This window comes from Streptomyces sp. NK08204 (assembly GCF_020400585.1).
GTDB lineage: Bacteria > Actinomycetota > Actinomycetes > Streptomycetales > Streptomycetaceae > Streptomyces.
Genome location: NZ_JAINVF010000002.1, coordinates 411,656 through 423,767, shown reverse-complemented (window position 1 = coordinate 423,767; position 12,112 = coordinate 411,656). Strand labels below are relative to the sequence as shown.

General features: G+C 72.9%; 11 protein-coding genes. 3 read left to right on the top strand and 8 right to left on the bottom strand.

Annotation, left to right across the window (positions count from 1 at the left end; genetic code table 11):
• Positions 1 to 60 precede the first annotated feature (60 nt).
• The 4 genes from K7G59_RS04965 to K7G59_RS04950 all read right to left on the bottom strand — a co-directional run bounded on the left by K7G59_RS04965 (position 61) and on the right by K7G59_RS04950 (position 3,886).
• Positions 61 to 990, bottom strand: coding sequence for a phosphotransferase (locus K7G59_RS04965; protein WP_225830588.1), 930 nt, complete (start codon positions 988 to 990; stop codon positions 61 to 63).
• A 70-nt stretch (positions 991 to 1,060) separates the two neighbouring features.
• Positions 1,061 to 2,188, bottom strand: coding sequence for an aminopeptidase P family protein (locus K7G59_RS04960; RefSeq protein ID WP_225830587.1), 1,128 nt, complete (start codon positions 2,186 to 2,188; stop codon positions 1,061 to 1,063).
• 156 nt (positions 2,189 to 2,344) lie between these two features.
• Positions 2,345 to 2,899, bottom strand: a complete 555-nt coding sequence (locus K7G59_RS04955) for a PDZ domain-containing protein (protein ID WP_225830586.1) — start codon at positions 2,897 to 2,899, stop codon at positions 2,345 to 2,347.
• Between the two features lie 120 nt (positions 2,900 to 3,019).
• Positions 3,020 to 3,886: a LysR family transcriptional regulator gene (locus K7G59_RS04950; RefSeq protein ID WP_225830585.1), complete on the bottom strand. Its 867-nt coding sequence runs from the start codon at positions 3,884 to 3,886 to the stop codon at positions 3,020 to 3,022.
• 94 nt (positions 3,887 to 3,980) lie between these two features.
• Between K7G59_RS04950 and K7G59_RS04945 the strand changes: the two genes are divergently transcribed.
• Complete coding sequence (locus tag K7G59_RS04945) at positions 3,981 to 4,703, top strand: hypothetical protein (RefSeq protein WP_225830584.1); 723 nt, start codon at positions 3,981 to 3,983, stop codon at positions 4,701 to 4,703.
• A 66-nt stretch (positions 4,704 to 4,769) separates the two neighbouring features.
• On the opposite strand, the gene cyc2 is transcribed toward K7G59_RS04945, so the two are convergent.
• Positions 4,770 to 6,932 (bottom strand): germacradienol/geosmin synthase Cyc2, encoded by a 2,163-nt coding sequence (gene cyc2 / locus K7G59_RS04940; protein ID WP_225830583.1) that lies wholly within the window; start codon positions 6,930 to 6,932, stop codon positions 4,770 to 4,772.
• 186 nt (positions 6,933 to 7,118) lie between these two features.
• Between cyc2 and K7G59_RS04935 the strand changes: the two genes are divergently transcribed.
• Both K7G59_RS04935 and K7G59_RS04930 read left to right on the top strand, forming a co-directional pair.
• On the top strand, positions 7,119 to 7,928 hold the full coding sequence (locus K7G59_RS04935) for an alpha/beta fold hydrolase (RefSeq protein ID WP_225830582.1): 810 nt from the start codon (positions 7,119 to 7,121) through the stop codon (positions 7,926 to 7,928).
• The gene (locus tag K7G59_RS04930; RefSeq protein ID WP_225830581.1) at positions 7,925 to 9,187 is read left to right on the top strand and encodes a cytochrome P450; all 1,263 of its coding nucleotides are present in this window, start codon (positions 7,925 to 7,927) and stop codon (positions 9,185 to 9,187) included. Before K7G59_RS04935 ends, K7G59_RS04930 begins: the two co-directional genes overlap by 4 nt.
• Here the strand turns inward: K7G59_RS04930 and K7G59_RS04925 are convergent.
• The 3 genes from K7G59_RS04925 to K7G59_RS04915 form a co-directional block, all read right to left on the bottom strand.
• Positions 9,164 to 10,363, bottom strand: coding sequence for a damage-control phosphatase ARMT1 family protein (locus K7G59_RS04925; RefSeq protein WP_225830580.1), 1,200 nt, complete (start codon positions 10,361 to 10,363; stop codon positions 9,164 to 9,166). The genes K7G59_RS04930 and K7G59_RS04925 overlap by 24 nt on opposite strands.
• A 21-nt stretch (positions 10,364 to 10,384) precedes the next feature.
• Positions 10,385 to 11,032, bottom strand: a complete 648-nt coding sequence (locus K7G59_RS04920; protein ID WP_225830579.1) for a ScbR family autoregulator-binding transcription factor — start codon at positions 11,030 to 11,032, stop codon at positions 10,385 to 10,387.
• A 429-nt stretch (positions 11,033 to 11,461) separates the two neighbouring features.
• Complete coding sequence (locus K7G59_RS04915) at positions 11,462 to 12,112, bottom strand: Tat pathway signal sequence domain protein (protein WP_225830578.1); 651 nt, start codon at positions 12,110 to 12,112, stop codon at positions 11,462 to 11,464.

Here is a 12,112-nt window from a genome sequence, read left to right as displayed (position 1 = left end):
AGACACGGAGGCGCTGAGACACGGAGGTGCGCGGGCACGGAAGGCTCACCTGCGCGGTGCCTACGGCTCCGTTCCGTCGTCCTCGAGTCCGCTCACCCGCTCCAGCAGGATCGGCTCCCACGCCCGCCCCAGCTGGGTCCGCAGCAGGGCCGGGGAGCCGCCCGCACGGCCTTCGAGGTGGTCGGTGAGGCGGATGACGGTGTCGCAGCGGGCGAGCCACAGACCGCGCAGGCAGGGGCGGGCGCCGTAGCCGGCCAGGGTGGCGGCACGGACGGCGGCCGGGGAGCCGACGGCGACGGCGAGCCCGGCGATGTCCTCGGCCGGGTCGCCCAGGGACGCCGCGGTCCAGTCCAGGACGCCGCGCACCCGCCCGTCGGCGCTGACCACCACGTGCTCGCCGGTCAGCCCGTGGTGGGTGAGGACGGCGGTGCCGGGCTGGGCGGCCAGCTGGGCCGCGCCGGGCGGGGTGAGCTGGTGCAGCCGGGCCGGGTCGAACTCGTCGGCAGCGGCGAGCCGTTCGGCCGCGTGCACGGCCATCCTGCGCAGCGCCTCCAGGGAGCGCGGGGCGGTGCGCGGCACGCCGAGCGCCTCGGCCTGCCGTGCGGGCACCACGCGCAGCCCGGTGAGCAGGCCCGCGAGGTCGGCCTCGCCGACGGCGGAGACGTCGTGCTGGTCGGCCGTGCCGCCGGGCACCACGATGTCGAGGGTGTAGGCGAGACCGGGCGCCCAGTCGCCGTGCGCGACGCTGATCGGGACGGCGACGGGCACGTGCGGGCGCACCACCTCGCGCAGGCGCAGTTCGCGGCGGCGGAGCACGGCGGCCTCGCGGTCGGGGGCGAGGCGCAGTACATGGCGGGAGCCGACCCACCAGGTGTACGCGCGGCCCGCGGTGACGGGCCGCACGTCGGGCCCCTGTGTGCCGCTCTCCTTGAGCAGCGGGCGGACCAGTCTGCGGACGGTGTCCGCGGTGGGGGTCGGTGGCTGGGTCATGGGTCGCGCGTTTGCCGTTCCGGGATGTGTTCGAGGTGGGTTTGAGCCTCTTCGGGCTCTTCGTGGCTGCTCACTCCACTATGACCATCTCACGGCTGGTGTTGTTCAACCGGCGTCCGCCGTCCTCGGTCACGGTGACGATGTCCTCGATGCGCACCCCGAAGCGGCCGGGCAGGTAGATGCCGGGCTCCACGGAGAAGCACATGCCGGGCACGAGGGGCTGCTCCTCGCCCTCGATCATGTACGGCGGCTCGTGCGTGGTGACGCCGATGCCGTGCCCGGTGCGATGGATGAAGTACTCCCCGTATCCGGCGTCGTCGATCACCGCGCGGGCGGCGCGGTCGACCTCCTGGCAGGCGACGCCCGGCCGTACCGCGCGAAAACCCTCCTCCTGGGCGGCGCGCACGATGTCGTGGACGGTGCGCTCCTCCTCGGTCGGCTCGCCGACGTGCACCGTGCGGGTGGTGTCGGAGCCGTAGCCGTCCTTGAGGCCGCCGAAGTCGAGGACGACCATGTCACCGTGCCGGATGACGCGGTCGCCGACCTCGTGGTGCGGGTTGGCGCCGTTGGGGCCCGAGCCGACGATGGTGAAGTCGACCTGGGAGTGCCCGAAGCGGCGCAGCAGGCCGGCGAGGTCGTGACCGACGTCGGACTCGCGGCGCCCGGCGAAGCGGACCTTCCGGATCTCCTCGAACGCCGCGTCGGCAGCCGCTCCGGCGGCTGCCAACAGTTCCAGTTCGGCGGTGTCCTTCACGGCGCGCAGCATGGGCAGGGCGTCGGTGAGAGCGGCGTAGGAGGTGCCGGGCAGGGCCCGCTGGAGACCGAGCAGGTGCATGGCCCAGGTGTTGTCGCTGATGCCGAACCGGCCGTCACCGTCGAGAAGGGCGGCGGTGACGGCGTAGGGGTCCTGGCCGTCGGTCCAGTCGCGCAGGGTGAGCGCGGGCGCGCCGGCCGCCTGCTCGGCGTCCGGGGCTTCCAGGGTGGGCACGACGAGGACAGGGTCGTGCCCGGGTGTGAGGACCAGCGCGGTGAGCCGTTCGGTGACGGCGGTGGGCGTGTAGCCGGTCAGCCAGACCATGTCCGGCCCCGGCGCCACGAGCAGGCCCGCGAGGCCGGCGTCGGCCGCGGCGCGCGCGGCCCGCTCCATGCGGGCCCGGTAGTCGTCGGTGGTGAAGGGCGCGGGCGCGTTACCGGTCATCCGGGCCTCCGAGCGCGGGTCGCAAACGGCATGGGGTCATCATGGCGCGTGAGGCGGAGGGTGACCAACGCGGTGTCGCAGGGGCAAGGGGCTTCCGCGAGATCGGCCGGGCTGCCCGACAGTCCCCGGTCGCACCGCGCCGCACCGTCGCCTCCCTCAGACCACGGCCGCCGGAACCACCGTCAACTGCTGGTAGCCCCCGCTGTGGTGGAGGACGGTGAGGGTCACCCCCGTGCCAGGGCGGGCGCGGGCGACGGCTCGGGCGAGATCGGCGGCCGTGTCGACGCGCGTGGTGCCGAACTGCAGCAGGACGTCCCCGCGGACCAGACCCGCCGTGTAGCCGGGGCCGGGCACATGGACCCCCACCACCAGGGCGCCGTCCTTCTCCGCGTCGACGGCCTCCAGGCCGAGCGTGGCCGTGGGCACGGCCGGGGCGGGGCCGGAGGCCGTCGCGGTGGCATGTGGTGTCATGTGGTGGCGCAGTTCGGCGAGCCTGCCGAGCCCGGTCACCGTGGCGCCGACGGTGCCGACGGTGCCGAGGCCGACGCCGCAGAGCACCAGGACGGTGCCGGTGAACAGGCCGAGCAGCAGGGTCCTGAGCCGCCGGCCGCGTCGGCTTTCCGCCTGCGGGCGCCGGGTGGGGCCGGCGGCGTCGGCCTGGCCGTTGACCTGGCCGGGCATGGGCTCGGGACCCGACGCGGTGTGTTCCATGGTTCGCCCACCTCCGGCTGGTGCTCTACCCGCGGCGCCGGACCGTGACGAGACACGAACGAGTGAGAATGGCCGGAGGCGGGCGCAGGGTAGTCATGGCGGGGGGCCAGGGCGACGGACTCAGTCGGCGTCGACCAGCCGGCGCACCAGCTCGGCCGCGGCTCCGGCGGGCGTGCCGCCGTACAGGAGTTCCGTGCGGTGCACCACACGTGGCGCGGTGAGCGGGACGGCGACCGTGCCCGGGACGCCGGTGGCCAGGGTGCGTGGCAGCAGGGTGAGGCCGTGCCCGGCCGCGGCGAGGGCGGTGAGGGTGCGGATGTCGGTGCCCTCGTAGCGCAGTGCGGGACGGAAGGTGCCGCCGCCGTTGACGGAGCGCAGGTGGGCGAGCGGGAAGGCCGCGTCGGGGGCGTCGAGCCACCGGGCGTCGGCGAGGTCGCCGAGGCGCAGGCCGGGCCGGCCGGCGAGGGGGTGTCCGGCGGGCAGCAGCACGCTGACGGGTTCCTCGGCGAGAGCGTGCGTGGTCAGCGGTGCCACGTCGGGCAGCCGCAGCGGATCGCTCGGCGCGGCCAGCCCGTCGACGGCTGCGAGGTCGGCGGTGCCGGTGGCGACGGCGGCCGGGATCTCGTCGCGGGCGAGGACGCACAGGCTCACCCCGGCCGGCGGGAGGGCGGCGAGGAGGTGCGCGGCGAACGCGGTCGCGGTGGTGGCCAGGGTAAGGCCGTGGGCCGGTGTGGCGGCCAGGCGGACGATGTCGGCGCGGGCCGCGTCCAGGCGCAGCAGCAGCGGTCCCGCGTACTCCAGGAGCCTTGCTCCGGCCGCCGTGGGTGCGACCGGCCGCCGGGTCAGCAGCGGCGCGCCCAGGTCCTGTTCCAGTGCGGCGATGTGCTGGGACACCGCGGACTGGGTGTAGCCGAGCTCCCGCGCGGCCTCCGAGAAGGAGGCGAGGCGGGCGACGGTGACGTACGTGCGCAGCAGGTGCGGATCCATGCGGACGAGGATCCCATGTCCATCAGCAGTGCTTATCGATGGAGCAGGAATCATCGTTGGACGTGAACGCGTGGGCTCGCGAAGGATGACGGTCATGACGAACACCGCCACCCTCGCCCTGGTCGGGGACCGCTCCCCGAACGTCGTTTCGCACACCCGGATCCCGCTGCTGCTGGACGCACTCGCCGAACGTGACCGTCTCGTCCTGGACGCCTACTGGATCCCGTCCGAGGACGCGGAGGCCGAGGGCGCGGTGCGCGGCTTCGACGCGGTGTGGGTGCTGCCGGGCAGTCCGTACCGCAGCGAGGCAGGGGTCCTCGCGGCCGTGCGCACCGCGCGGCAGGAGGGCATCCCGTTCCTGGGCACGTGCGGCGGCTTCCAGTACGCGCTGCTGGAGTACGCCCGGAACGTGTGCGGGCTGACCCGGGCGGCGCACGCCGAGACCGACCCCGGCGCCGAGGACCCGCTCATCGAGGCGCTCGCCTGTTCACTGGCCGGCCACGAGGCCCCGGTGGTCCTGGAGCCGGGTTCGCTGGCCCAGTCCGTGATCGGCTCGGCGCGCACGGTCGAGCGGTACGTCTGCGCGTACGGCCCCTCCCGGCACCTCGACACGCTGCGCGCGGCGGGCCTGCGCTTCTCCGGGCACGACGAGGACGGGCAGGTCCGGGTCGCCGAACTCCCGGACCACCCCTTCTTCCTGGCCACGCTGTTCCAGCCGGAGCTGGCCGGCGACGGCTCGCGCCCGCACCCCGTCGTACGGGCGCTGGCACGGGCCGCGGCCGGACATGCGGGCTCGCGGGCGGTTCAGCCCGTGTGACCCCGCCGCACTGCCCTCTGCCGCCCGGGAGGTGTCCGAAACCCCGTACGGACGGGCAAAGCCCGGTCAGCCGAGTGCCGGCACCAGGACGGCGGGCGTGCGGGCGGGCAGGAAGCCGTGCGCGCGGCGGCCGAGCCACTCGGCCTTGTACCGGTCGACGCTGCGGTGCCAGTTCAGGATGCCCGCCATCCAGTTCTGCAGGTCGGCGATGTAGGCGGCCATGGCGGCGCGTGCCTCGGCCGGCAGCTCGAGGTCGTCGTACAGAACCGGCAGTTCGTGCGCGACGACGTGTTCGAACTGCTGCATGCGCTGTGTCGTCAGGTCGTGGACGACGGCGAGTGCGTCCGGGTAGTCCACGCCGAAGAAGTTCTGCACGACGAGGACGGCGTTGTGGATCTCGCCCTCGTACTCGATCTCCTTCTGGTACGAGAAGATGTCGTTGAGCAGGCAGGCGTAGTCGATCGCGGCGTTCTCCAGGGAGCGCACCGGCCCGCTGCGGTAGACCTCCGGCGGGATCGCGGGGCCCTGGCCCATCCGGCACAGGCTCAGGGTGAGGTCGGAGCCGAAGGTCGAGCGGCGCATCTCCAGGTAGTCGACGGGGTCGGGGATGCGGTTCTGCAACTGGTTGGAGAGTTCCCACACCCAGCTCTCGGTCATGGTGTCCACGGCCGCCTTCAGGGTGCGCCGCCGGCCGGTGGTCATCGCGGCGGTCGTGCGGGCCCACAGGTCGATCAGTCCGCGTTCCATGGCGTTGGCCGGGACGAGGGCCGGTTCGCCCTCGACGGGCATGCACCGGGAGAGCCGTGCCGTGGTCAGCCGGGCGGCGGCGAGGTCGCGCCGGTGGCCGTGGACCAGCGGGTAGTAGTCGTCGCCGTACGTCCCCCAGGCGAGCCACTGCGCGCTGAGGTCGAGGGCCTCCGGGGTGGCGTCCGGGTCCAGGCCGGCGGAGCAGAGCGGGAGGTCGTAGGCGGCGAGCTTGTCCTCGTCCCAGACGCCCTCCTGGAGGATGCCCGTCCGGCGGGTCCAGGCCAGGAGGTTCGCCCGGGCGTCGTCGAGGTGCGGGCTCAGCTCCAGCCTGAAGGGCATGTGGAAGTCGGGCAGCCGGGAGGGGCCGACTTTCCGGAACGGCACGTGGGAGTGGGCACGCAGACGTTCCTGCGCGGCTGCGGCGAGCACCGCGCCGACGTCGGCGGCGGACAGGCCCGGGCCGCTCGGGATCTGCCAGGGCGAGTCCGCGCGGGCGCCCTTGTTCATATAGCGGCTGGAACGCATGTGCCATTCGTGGCCGCCGGACTGCCAGTCCTGCAGTCCCTTGGCGTAGGCGGCGATCGCCGCGGCCTCGGCCGGGTGCAGGCCCTTCTCGAGGGCGACGGCGGGCACTTCGGTCAGCGCGGTGTGCTCGAACTGGTGCAGCCTGGAGGTGAGGATGTCGTTGACGGTGTCCGCGGCCTCCTGGGTGGTGCAGCCGAAGAACTTCTCCAGGACCAGCACGCCGTTGCTGTTCTCGCCCTCGTCCTCGACCTCGCGCTGGTAGGAGAAGAGGTCGTTGCGCAGGTGGACGGCGTCGGAGAACGTCTCCATGAGCACCCTGAGCGGCCGGGTCCCGGCGACGGCGGCGGGCACCTCGGCGGTCGCGTACTCCACGAGCCCCGCCGACCAGGGGGCGCCGCCCACCTTGCGGCGCATCTCGATGTACTCGACCGGGTTGGCGATCCGCCCCTCGTTGATGTTGGACAGCTCCCACATGGACTCGTTGAGCAGGTGCTCGGTGGCGACGGAGAACCGCCGGCGCCAGTCCACGGACATCGCCGGAACCGTGCGCTGCCACAGGTCCTTCAGGCCCGCCTCCACCGGGTTCTCCGGCTCCGGCACGGGGGTTGCCAGGTCCAGCGGCATGAACAGCGGGAGGCGGTCGAGGTGGGCCTTGCCCGCGGCGCGGTCCTGGGTGCGCTTGAACATGTCCAGGAAGTGGTCGTCGAAGAAGAACACCCACACGTACCAGTCGGTGATCAGCGAGAGCGCGGGTCCGTCGCAGTCGGGGTGGGTGTAGGAGCACAGGAGTCCGTAGTCGTGCGCTTCGAGGTCGGCCTGGTCCCAGATCCCGGAGCCCTCCAGCATGCCCATCTCGCGCGCCCACGCCGTCGAGTGGGCGCGTGCCTCCTCCAGGTGCGGGTTGAGCCGCGCGGGATACGGCATGTAGAAGTGCGGGAGTTCGAACGGCTGCGTCATGGCGGGGCCTTACCCGGGCCCTCTGGCCCCCATCCGCGGCACGGCACATGACCACACCATCGCGTGAACCGGCTGCGGAACGGGGAACTCCCCGCATGGGCAGGTGGAGTTGACGGACAGGGACGGCGCGGACGAGTCGTCGTCCGCGCTCTTGCCGAGTCCCGGCGCGCGGGCCAACGTAAGCGCATGACCTCCTTCGTGCTGCCCCATGAGGTGCACGGCGACGGCTCCCACAAGGTGTTCGCCGTGCACGGCTGGTTCGCCGACCGGACCGCCTACGCCGCCGTACTGCCGGACCTCGACCGCACCGCTTTCACCTACGCGCTGGTCGACCTGCGCGGCTACGGGGAGGCCCGGGACGCGACCGGCTCCTTCACCACCGCCGAGGCGGCGGCGGACCTGGTGGAGCTGGCCGACCGCCTGGGCTGGGAGCGGTTCTCGGTGATCGGGCACTCCATGGGCGGGGCGGTGGCGCAGCGGCTGCTGTGCCTCGCCCCGGACCGGCTGCGTCGGATCGTGGGTGTCTCTCCCGTGCCCGCCTCGGGGATGACGCTGGCCGGTGAGCAGGCAGCGCTGTTCACGGACGCGGCGCACCGGCCGGAGAACCGGCGCGCGATCATCGACTTCACCACCGGGAACCGGCGGCCGGCCGCCTGGCTCGACCGGATGGTGGCCCGCTCGCTGGCACGCAGTGACGCCAAGGCGTTCCGGGCCTGGCTCGACTCCTGGGCGGCCGAGGACTTCCACGCCGACGTCGTGGGCAGCGAGGTGCCGGCGCTGGCCGTGGCCGGTGAACTGGACCCGGCGCTGTCGCCTGCGGTCATGCGGGAGACCTGGATGTCCTGGTACCCGCGCGCGCAGCTCGCCGCGCTGGCCGGCGCGGGGCACTACGCCATGGACGAGACTCCGCTGGAGCTGATCCGCGGCGTGGAGGACTTCCTGCGCGCGGACGTGACGGACGGGGCAGGCGGGGCGGCCGAGGGCGGGGCGGCGTGAGCGTGCGCGAGGCCCCGCCGGTGCCGGACGTCTTCGACCCGCGCCGGTACGCGGCCGGGGTGCCGTACGCCGACTACCGCCTGCTGCGCGACCACCATCCGGTGGCCTGGCAGGAGGAGCCGGAGGTGCTGGGCTGGCCGGCCGGGCCCGGGTTCTGGGCGGTGACCCGGCACGCCGACGTCGTACGGGTGCTCAAGGACGCGTCGGGGTACTCCTCGTACCTGGGCGCGACCCAGATCCGGGACCCCGATCCGGAGGATCTGCCCTTCATCCGGAGCATGATGCTCAACCAGGACCCACCGCAGCACGGGCGGTTGCGGCGGCTGGTCAGCCGGGCGTTCACACCGGGCCGCATCGAGCGGTTCGCGGACGTCGCGCGACAGCGGGCGCGCACCCTGCTGGCGGGGGCGCTCGCGCAGGCACGCGCCGGGGACGGCACGGCCGACCTGGTGGCGGCCGTCACCGACGAGTACGCGCTGCTCAACCTGACCGACCTGCTGGGTGTTCCGGCCCGCGACCGGCGGCTGCTGCTGCACTGGACGCAGCGGGTCATCGGCTACCAGGATCCGGACGAGGCCGGGCCCGCGGTGCTGGACGGGGCGGGAGAGTTGGTCGATCCGCGCTCCCCGGCGATGCTGCGGGACATGTTCGCGTACGCCGGACAGCTGGCTGCGTTCAAACGGCGGTATCCCGCAGACGACATCCTGACGACCCTCGCCCATGACGCCGAACTCACCCAGGCCGAGCTGGAGATGTTCTTCTTCCTGCTCACCGTCGCCGGAAACGACACCGTGCGCAGCGCGGCACCCGGTGGGCTGCTGGCGCTGGCGGAGCACCCGGAGTCGTACGAGCTGCTGCGCGCCGGCAAGGTCGGGATGCAGTCCGCGGTCGACGAACTGCTGCGCTGGCATCCACCGGTGCTGACCTTCCGCCGGACGGCCGAGCGGGACACCGAGCTGGCCGGGCAGCAGATCCGGGCGGGTGACAAGGTCGTGGTGTTCCATGCCTCCGCCAACCGGGACGAGCGCGTGTTCACCGGCCCCGGCCGGCTCGACCTCGCCCGCTCGCCGAACCCGCACGTCTCGTTCGGGGACGGCCCGCATGTCTGCCTGGGCGCGCACTTCGCCCGGCTGCAACTGCGGCTGCTCTACGAGGAGGCGCTGCGCGTGCTGCCCGCCCCGCGGCTCGCCGGACCGCCCGGACGGCTGGTGTCGAACTTCATCAACGGCCTCAAGTCACTGCCGGTGTACGTCGTCTGACGGGCGCACCTGGATCAGCGCGTGCGTGCCCGCCGTGCGCCAGCGCTGCCCCTCAGCGGCGACCAGGGCGGCCTCGGTGGGCTCGGACAGGCCGGTCACGACATCGGACTTCAGGGTGCGCAGGGCGGCGACCGGGCCCGGGAAGTACGCGGTCGCCTCCTGGAAAGGGGTGGTCGGCGGCCACATCCGGTCGCCGACCAGCCGACGGTAGTTGAGGTCGCCCTTGACGAGGGTGAGGTCGGCCGCGGCGAAATCGGAGCGCAGGTCGTCCGGCATCTCGGCGTACGGCAGCGGGGCGCACGAGAAGGGGTGGGCACGCACGGTGAGGCGGCCGTCGGCCATCGCCGCCCAGAGCGCGTGCCCGTACTCGGCGGCGGCGCCCGGCGCGGCACGGACCCGGTGAACGGCGTCGATCACGTCGGCGGTCGTGGCGTCGGAGACGTAGTACGGGTACGGCTTGACGTGCAGCACGGCGCGCGCGATCCGCCCCGCGGCGAGGAGGTGCGCGACCATCAGCAGGTCGGGGACGAGTTCCGGTCCCGCGTTGTCCGCGACGAGGCAGAGCGTGCCGGTGCCGGTGGGCGGCAGCAGCGACCACAGGGTGTCGCTGTCGTCGGCGACCAGCGCGGGGGCCGGCTCCGCCGCCTCGGCTCCGGCGGCGGAGAGCCGGAAACCGAGGTCCGCGCGGTTGCCCCACAGCGAGCCGTGCAGCAGGGCCCGCGCCCGCTCCTCCTCCGGCCGGTCCCGCAGACCGTCGAGCGCGGCGAGTTCCTCGCCGGTCTCCGGGGCGTCGAGTTCGGCGTGTTTGAACGGGCGGAAGGGGTCGATGCCCTGCCAGGCGCCCGGCCAGAAGTAGCCGACGGCGTCCAGCAGCCGGCGGTAGAAGTAGCTCTCGGACCACAGCCAGGGCACATCGAACCAGGACCACCCCACGTAGCCGTCCAGGCCCCAGGCGCGCCAGCGGTCCCGGTCAGGGGCGTCCTCGGACAGGGGTTCGATCACGCCGTCGGTGCAGCTTTCCAGGAGCGCGTCGAGCGCACCGCGCTGGCCGGGGCCGTAGGGGAAGGCGTCCCTCACCCGCCGGATGATCGCGGGGTGCCGCTCGGCCAGCACGCGGTACGGGAAGGAGCCGGGTTCGTCGCCGAGGATCACGGGAGCGAGGGGGCCGTCGGGCATGCCGTCACCGTACCGCGCGGATCAGGCCGCCCTGGTCTCCCGCTCCAGCTGCGTGGCGAGCGCCAGATAGCGCGGGCGGCGGGGCACCGGGACCACTCCGCGGACCAGCAGGTGCCACATCTCGGCCAGCCGGCGGGGCAGCCGGGCGATCGGCTCGACGGTGCGGCCGGCGACGCGGGTGCCGATGAAGAAGCAGACGAGGGAGTGGGCGACGGCGCCGGCGTCGACGTCGGAGTGCACGTCGGCCTCCTTGACGGCGGCCTTGATCTTCTGTGTGGCGAATTGCAGCCACTCGGCGAAGGGGTGCGCCCCGTGCGGTTTCACGGCGATCTCCGCCGCCGCCAGACGGAGTCCGGCGCGCAGCACCGGGTCGTCCACGGCGAGCCGGGCGATGCCGAACGTGGTGCGCATCAGGGCCTCGAGCGAGGAGCAGCAACGGCCCTCGACGTCGGCCACCACGCGCAGGCCGGCCTGGGCGTGCAGCTCGAGGATGGCGCGGGCCAGGTCCTCCTTGGCTGCGAAGTGGAAGTACAGGGCGCCCTTGGTGATCTTCGCGTGGTCGACGATGTCGCTCAGGCTGGTGGATTCGTAGCCGTGCCGGTCGAACAGATCGGCGGCGGCCGTGATGATCGTTGCCCGGGTCTGCTCAGCGCGCAACTGCCTCGCCATGGTCGGACCCCTCCTTGCGACATGAACCGACGGGACATGCGGTTTTTTTTAACCCCCTGCATACGATAACTCACCACACGGCAACGGGGATCCCGGCGCAGGAATACGTGACGGGTCGCACGCCGTGGGCGCGCGCGACCCCCGGCGACGGACAAAGATCGGCAACCAAACGGCACAAGAAGCCGCCTGGCCTTGATCAGTTGATCAATTCCGGAAGACCCGGGACGGCAAGCCCGGGCGCCGGTGATGCTTCGACGCGGGGCGCAGGAGCCACTCCCCGCACGACCCACGAGCGCTCGAGAACCAGACTTACCAGTCGGTTTTATGTGAGTCCTTCAAGGGCCCGTGCAGCAGGACGCCGGACACGAAGCACTCGTGTCCGGCGTGGCGTTCTGACCACTCAGGAGCCGAAGGCCGCCGCTACGGCGCTCAGTTGACGTAGACCTGGTTGCCGCCGGTGGTGACGGGGGCGTATTTGCCGCTGAAGTAGGCACTGGCGAAGCACAGCGACGAACCGGAGATCTTGGTGAACTGCTGGTTGGTGAAGGTGATGCTGCCGTCGGTGTTGTCGGCGGTGCCGTTCAGGCTCGCCGCCTGGTAGACGCAGGTGACGCTGCCCAGCAGGGTGCGCAGCGAGACCGTGGACTGGATGGTGGAGCCGCTGGGCGGCAGGACCTGCAGGGTTCCGCCGGAGGAGACCGTCGCGTTGTAGGGCAGGTGGTCGATCGTGATGCCGTTGACGCCGGTCACGCCGGAGACGTTGCTCGTGCACGTGGTGGGGTCGAAGGTGTGCGCGGTGACCGACTCGCTGGCGGTGCCGGGCGCCGGCGGGTTGTCAGTGACGGTCGCGGTGAACTGGGACTTGGTGCACTTGATGCCACTGGTGCCGGTGGTGCTGGAGTAGAACGTGGCCGCGGTGCCGCTCGCCAGCGGCGCGGTCACGGTGGCGCCGACCGCGACGGCGGTGCCGCCGGTGCTCCCGGTGGTGAGGACGGCGCTCGCCGCCGAGGCGGGGGCGGTCACGGTGAGGGCGAGCGCGCCGGCGGTGGCGGCGAGCACGAGTAAGGAACGCGTACGCAT

Excerpts from the sequence above, each read along its gene's own strand:
- K7G59_RS04965 (WP_225830588.1), bottom strand. The coding sequence starts at position 990 with ATGACCCAGCCACCGACCCCCACCGCGGACACCGTCCGCAGACTGGTC.
- K7G59_RS04960 (WP_225830587.1), bottom strand. The coding sequence starts at position 2,188 with ATGACCGGTAACGCGCCCGCGCCCTTCACCACCGACGACTACCGGGCC.
- K7G59_RS04955 (WP_225830586.1), bottom strand. The coding sequence starts at position 2,899 with ATGGAACACACCGCGTCGGGTCCCGAGCCCATGCCCGGCCAGGTCAAC.
- K7G59_RS04950 (WP_225830585.1), bottom strand. The coding sequence starts at position 3,886 with ATGGATCCGCACCTGCTGCGCACGTACGTCACCGTCGCCCGCCTCGCC.
- K7G59_RS04945 (WP_225830584.1), top strand. The coding sequence starts at position 3,981 with ATGACGAACACCGCCACCCTCGCCCTGGTCGGGGACCGCTCCCCGAAC.
- cyc2 (WP_225830583.1), bottom strand. The coding sequence starts at position 6,932 with ATGACGCAGCCGTTCGAACTCCCGCACTTCTACATGCCGTATCCCGCG.
- K7G59_RS04935 (WP_225830582.1), top strand. The coding sequence starts at position 7,119 with ATGACCTCCTTCGTGCTGCCCCATGAGGTGCACGGCGACGGCTCCCAC.
- K7G59_RS04925 (WP_225830580.1), bottom strand. The coding sequence starts at position 10,363 with ATGCCCGACGGCCCCCTCGCTCCCGTGATCCTCGGCGACGAACCCGGC.
- K7G59_RS04920 (WP_225830579.1), bottom strand. The coding sequence starts at position 11,032 with ATGGCGAGGCAGTTGCGCGCTGAGCAGACCCGGGCAACGATCATCACG.
- K7G59_RS04915 (WP_225830578.1), bottom strand. The coding sequence starts at position 12,112 with ATGCGTACGCGTTCCTTACTCGTGCTCGCCGCCACCGCCGGCGCGCTC.